Annotated in this window: 1 protein-coding gene; it reads right to left on the minus strand. The window is 73.0% G+C overall.

What is annotated here, in order from left to right; genetic code table 11:
* Positions 1–2,010, minus strand: a 2,010-nt coding sequence (locus ACLN58_RS21605; protein ID WP_415857267.1) for an ATP-dependent DNA helicase, incomplete at both ends; no start/stop codon positions are given.

Here is a 2,010-nt window from a genome sequence, read left to right on the forward strand (position 1 = left end):
GAGCCCGCGGATCGCCTCCACCGCCCGGCCCGTGGCGACGGCGAGCCCGCGGTCGGCGCGGTCGCGTTCCATCGCGGCGGTGAACTGTTCCCGGGCATCGGCGAGGTTCTCGGCGACGATGTGCAACTGATTCGCCTGGCGGCCGCGGGTCATGCCGACGTATACGGCCGCCGCGCTCGTCTGGTCAGTGAGCCGCGTGTGCGACGCCAGGGCGGTCGCGCCCTGGACACCGTAGGCGGTCGCCGCATAGGCAAGGTGCGCATGCTCTGCCACGTACTCGGCAGGGAGGCGGATGCTCGCATTGCGCTTTCGACCGGTGACGCTCTCGCGCACCCACAGCGATCCGTCGGCTTCGACCTGCCGGACGCTCCAGGTCTGCCGGTTGGCGACGCCGAGCCGGGCGTCGTTGCGTCGGGTCTGGATCAGGTCGCCCGATCCGATGCCCAGCCCGTCGCTGCCCGTGGCCGTGCGGGCGTCGTCGACGATGCCCTGCTCCACTCGGCGGGCGCGGATCCGCTCGTTGAGGGCGGTGGCTTCCTCCAAGGTCGCGACGGTGATCGCGTCGCCCTCACGGGCGGTGCCGGCGATATGGGTCTGGGCGTCGTCCTCGCTCGCGTGGATCCGGACGAGACCGAGTGCGGCGAGCTGATCGAACACGGCGCCGGTGTCGCGGCCGTCGCGCATCGCGAGGGTGAGGTCCGCGTAGGCGGGATCGGCGAAGCGGTGCACGCTGGTCATCTGCCAGGTGCGGCCCCGGGCCTGGGCTGCCATGTCGAGCACTCCCCCGCGGCCCACAGCCGGGAGCTGCGCTCGGTCGCCGACCAGCGCGATGGTCGCTCCCGACTCCGCGGCGAGGGCAAAGAGCGCGAGGGCTGTGTCCTGGTCGAGCATCCCCGCCTCGTCGACGACGATCCGCTCGCCACGGCCGATCCGCGCCGCGGCGCGCGGGCCAACGTAGATTCGACTCGTTTCGGGGTCGATCGCGCCGCGGGCGAGGCGAGCCCAGACGCCGTCGTCGTTCCAGCGCCAGCCATGCGCGTGCACGAGGGCCGCAACCGAGTCCGCCGGCACGCCGAGTTCCTCGGCGGCGACCTGTGCGGCCTTCATGGTCGGGGCGACGACGCGCACCCGTCGCCCCGCGCGTTCGGAGGCGGCGATCGCGGCGACGAGCATCGTCGTCTTCCCCGCACCGGCAGCGCCCTCGACGACGACGAGCGGATCCGCCGACGCAACTGCCGCGGCCGCTTCACGCTGGTCCGGATCGAGGCCGCTGGCCTGGGCGAGGCCACCGGGATCGGGACGCCTGGGCTCGGCGTCGGCGACGCGGGCGGCGAGGAGGTCGCGGAGCCTCGTCTCGGCTCCGATCACGCGGACGCTCGTGAGGTGGGCGACGTGCTCAGGTGCGGGTGCGCCGGGCGGGAGGAGCGAGAGGCAGTCCTGAAGGGCGAGTCGGGCCGCGAGGCCGACGAACTCCCGCAGCTCGTCGCCGGTTGCGCACACCCCGTGCTCGGTCACCACGTGAGTGATGTGCTCGGTGACGGTGTGCGTGGTCCATGCGGAGGCGCCGGCGGCGCAGCGGTCGAGGGCGCGGGAGGCGATCTCCTCGATTGAGAGGTCGTCGAGTGCAACCACCGTGGGCGGTGCCGGTCGCGTGAGGGTTGCGGGGTCGTACCCGGCCCGACGGAGCTCGGCGACCCACCCGGCCTCCTCGGCGAGGCTGGTCGGTTTCTTCGCCGGTCGCTCGTGCGCCCATGCCTTCGCCTGCAACCGCGCGGTGACCACCGGACCGGGGATCTCGCCGGAGTGCGCGGCCTCCCATTCGGCTGCCAAGCGGGCAAGGTTACGCTCCACCTGCGCGGCCCGCTTGCTCATCACCGCGTTGAACGGCTGCAGTTCGGCGACCTCGCCGGTGACGGGATCCAGTGTCAGCCCGTGCCGGTCGAGCACCTCGGCCAGCACAGGATGGGCGGCGATCACGGCTGTGCCGAGCGCGCGGATTGCGCCCTGCTG

This window comes from Sinomonas sp. G460-2 (assembly GCF_047759905.1).
In the GTDB taxonomy this organism is placed as follows: domain Bacteria; phylum Actinomycetota; class Actinomycetes; order Actinomycetales; family Micrococcaceae; genus Sinomonas.